General features: G+C 71.5%; 3 protein-coding genes. All 3 read right to left on the reverse strand.

The window, feature by feature from the left end; translation table 11 throughout:
* Positions 1–1460: PH domain-containing protein (locus ACFR9S_RS08315; RefSeq protein ID WP_379818407.1), on the reverse strand; the 1460-nt coding region annotated here is incomplete at its 3' end.
* Positions 1457–2098 carry a PH domain-containing protein gene (locus ACFR9S_RS08320; protein ID WP_379818408.1) on the reverse strand — a complete coding sequence of 214 codons (642 nt, stop codon included), beginning with the start codon at positions 2096–2098 and terminating at the stop codon, positions 1457–1459. The genes ACFR9S_RS08315 and ACFR9S_RS08320, both read right to left, overlap by 4 nt.
* A gap of 95 nt (positions 2099–2193) precedes the next feature.
* Positions 2194–3477 carry a hypothetical protein gene (locus ACFR9S_RS08325; RefSeq protein ID WP_379818409.1) on the reverse strand — a complete coding sequence of 428 codons (1284 nt, stop codon included), beginning with the start codon at positions 3475–3477 and terminating at the stop codon, positions 2194–2196.
* Positions 3478–3915 lie beyond the last annotated feature (438 nt).

The raw sequence follows: 3915 nt of genomic DNA on the forward strand, positions 1-3915 counted from the left end.
GGCTCGGGCGTCGCGGACTCGATCGACGGCGTCCCACCCGTGCGCTCGTAGATGACCACACGGCCCTCGACGCCCGCCGTCTCGATCGTCACCGTCCCGAGGCGCCGGCGCCGCTGGAACACCGTCTCGGAGCTCAACACCGTCTGCACCCGGTAGTACGGGACGACTTTCAGCCGGCGGACCCAGAACCCGTTCCGGGTGACGACGTGATTCTCGCCGACGTAGTAGCCGCGGGATCGCCACTTCAGGTGGGCGGCGACCGGGACGAGCAGCAGCAGGCCGAGCGGCGCCCACCAGGCGAACGACGCTTCGAGGACGCTCTGGATCGCGTAGAGCAGCCCGGTCGCGAGCGCGACGACGCCCGCGTAGCGCGCCGCGTAGCGCTCGCGGGCCCGCTTGGGGGGGCGCTCGAACGCCATCTCGCCGGCCGGTTCGATCGAGTTCGCGAGCTCGAACACCCGCGAGCGCCGGGCGATCGGGACCGCCGACTGGGAGGTGTCCTGCCCGCCCTCGCCGCCGCTGCCGCCGGCGGTTTCGATCTCCAGCGAGGCGTAGCCCAGCGCCCGCGCGAGCACGTTCTCTTCGATGGTGAGCGACTGGACCTTCCCGAGCGGGATCGTCCCGCTGTAGCGCTGGAGCAGGCCCCGCTCGTAGCGGAGTTCCTCGTCGCCGCGGCGGAGCGTGAAGCCGTAGTACAGCGTCGCGTTGATGGCGCCGTAGATAAGTCCCAGCGCGAGGATCCCCGCGAGCGTGGCCAGTGGCCCGATCAGTCCGGTCAGCCCCGCCTCGGCACCGAAGAACCACTCGGCGCCGACGATCGAGCCGATCGTGGGCATGAACACCGAGCCGACGACGAACATAATCGAGAGCAGTTGGGCGTCGGCGGACACCAGCGCGAGCACGCCCAGTTCGCGGTCGGCGATCTCGAACACCGTCTCGAACCGGTCGGTCTCCTCCGCGGTCTCCTCACCGCCGCGGCTCAGTCGGCTGATCTCCGCCTGCAGCCGCCCCGCGCGATCCTCGCCGACGAACTGTAGGTGGGCCTCGCTCCCGCTCGCGCCGGCGGTCTCGAGGCGGAGTTCGGCGATCCCCAGCGCGCGCTGGACCACGTTTTGGCTGATGTCGACGTTCTGAATCCGGCCCAGCGGGATCTCCCGTTCGCGTCTCGCGAACACGCCCGAGCGGATGTCGAACGTGTCGGCGGTGAGTTCGTACTCGAAGCGGCGGTAGTAGGCGATCCCGTAGACGACGGCGGCGACCGCGAGGAGGCCGGCGAGCGCGAGCGCGAGCGTGACGCCGACCGCGCCCGCGACCGCGCCGAACGCCGGGGGACCGATGAACAGCGCGGCGACGACGAGCCCCAGCCCGTTCTCGACGAGCCGGTAGGGGACCGACAGCGGGTGGAGCCGGAACACGCGCCCGGTGAGCGGTGCCTCGCCCGTCGTCTCCCCGTCGGTCATACCGCGTCTTCCTCCTCGGACTCGGTGGTGAGCCGTTCGAGGCGCTCCTGCAGCGTCGACGCGCGGTCCGGCGTCAGTCCGGGGATCGTCACGTCCGCGCCGCGGGAGCCGGCGGTGTAGACCACCAGCGTCGACAGGCCGAGCAGGCGCTCCAGCGGGCTCCGCGTCGTGTCGATGTGCTGGACGCGAACGTATGGGACGACCGTCCGGACACGGGTGAACACGCCGCGGCTCAGGAACAGCGAGTCCGCGCGGACGACGTACTCCCACGAGCGGTAGAGCAGGACGGCCCGGACGACGCCGAACAGCGCGAACAGCGCGAAGACGGCGATCCCGATCCGGGCGGCGGACTCGATACCCGGGGCGAGCAGATCGGTTCGGGTGCCGACGAAGTAGGCGATCACCCCGAGCACGACGCCGGCGACGAGCGCGCCGATCGTCGACCCGACGATCCACTGCAGGCGGACCGTCGACGCCAGTTCGTGGGGGACGCCGACGACCGACTCGTCGATCCCCGCCTCGGCCGCGACGGAGGGTTGGTCGTCCGCGTCCGGTCCGGATTCGGATGGCGACGACGGTTCCGCCATGCTCGCCGATGGGGGGTCCTCAGCGGTGCCGTCGTCGGGAGGGTCGCTCATGCCGGAACAGTGGCCCAACGGCGGCTTAATCGTACCGCCGTCGCGGACCGTTCCGCGTCGTCGTACTCGACGAAAACACTTCTCGCCGAGTCTTCTCAGTCGGTCACTGCATCGCCGACTCGCTCGGCGACAGTCGGCGCGGCAGTTGCGAGGAGGTTCGCGGCGGCGTACTCCGCGTACAGGGAGCGCCCCGGTTCGGGGACGGCGCCCGACCGAACGAGTTCGTCGGCGTTCTGTATCCGGCTATGGACGATCTGTGCCAGCCGTCGCGCCAGCAGCGCGGGCGAGCTATCGAGGAGCGTCCGGAGGCCGTCGACGGCGGCGGTGCGTTCGGCGGCGATCGGGTCGATCGACTCGGGGACGCCGTACTCGCCGTCGGCGACCGCCGCCTCCGCGTCCGCGAGCGCGCCGTCGGCCGCGAGGGCACGCATCACGGCGGTGATCGCGCCGGCGGGGCGCCCGCCGTCGCGGCGATCGACGGCGTTCCGTGCGCCGGTCCACCGGCTCCGAGTCAGCTCCTCGAGGAGCGTCTCGCCCGCCGTGTCAGCGATGTCGCGGTCGATCTCGCTCCCCACCGCGTCCCAGTCGGGCGGCGTCGCGTGCGGTTCGACCTCCTCGACGAGCGTCGCCGCGACGGTTTCGAAACGCGCCCCGTAATCGCGAGGGTCGTCGAACGTCGAGACGTAGTGCTCGTGCAGGTGGCGAGCGTCCGCCGCGTAGGCCCGCCCCCACTCGACGCCCTGTGCGAGTTCGGCGACGCGGAGGACGGTGTTCTCGTACTCGTGGCGTTCGTTCGCTCGAGTGAGGCGGACGCCAGTGTGGCCCCAGTCAGTGATCTCGGCGTGCTCGGCGAGTGCGGCGACGGGGTCGTCAGCCGGCCCAGCGTGGCGGTAGTCGTCGAGGAACGCCGTCGCATCTTGGTGGTGGCGTTCGCGGCGTTCGGTCACGTCGGCCGCGGTGAGTTCGCCGTCGAACGCGGCGAGGCCGGCGTGGACGAACATCGCCTCCGAGCGGGGGTGCGTGAGCCCGGCGAGTGCGTCGGCGCGGGTCTCTCCGTCGCGATCCTGTGAGAGCGCGCCCCGTGCGGCGTCGCGTTCGGCGGCGAGTTCGTGCCGGACGGCGGCGTTGGGAACCGCCGAGACGTCTGCCCCGTCGAGCAGCGACCGGACGCGTTCGCGGGCGGCCGCGAGGTGTTCCTCGGTCGGCTGGACGGGGATCGTGGCGGTGACCCGCGGGAGATCGCCCGGGAGCGCCCGGATCGCGGACCTGTCGTACTCGACGGTCGACTCCGACGAACCCGTGCCGCTACAGCCAGCGAGTCCGGAAGCGAGCGCGGTCCCGACGACCGCGAGCGCCGAGCGGCGGGTGAGCCGGCTCACGACGAATCACTCCCGTTGTACCGGTCCGGGATCGGGTCACAGCTCCCGCCGCTGCCCGCTGAGAGCCCGTCGTACCCGTCAGCGGGGAACGGGAGTCGGACGAGTGCGGCCGTGTGGTCGGACGCCTCGCGCTCGCAGGCGGTGTGGGCGTCGCGGATCACCCGACAGAACTGGATGTTCGGGTCGCCGTCGTCGCCGCGGGTGACGTAGTTGAGTTTCAGCCGGTAGCACTCGCCGATGCGGGTCTGGAAGACGAACACCGACTCGCTGTCGTAGTCCGTCTCCGCGAGGAGCCGGCGGGCTGCGGCGACGTTCGTCGCGTCCTCGGCGAACTCGAACGCCTCGGCGTGGTCCTCGCTCTCGACGCTGTGGAGGGTGATCGGCTCGGCCGTCGATCCGTCGTCGGTGTTCCCCCCGGCGTCCTCCCGGGGGGCGAGG

It is taken from the genome of Halolamina salina (genome assembly GCF_042678005.1).
GTDB lineage: Archaea > Halobacteriota > Halobacteria > Halobacteriales > Haloferacaceae > Halolamina > Halolamina salina.

Bases quoted from the DNA above. Each gene is read 5' to 3' on its own strand.
- ACFR9S_RS08320 (WP_379818408.1), bottom strand. From the start codon at position 2,098: ATGAGCGACCCTCCCGACGACGGCACCGCTGAGGACCCCCCATCGGCG.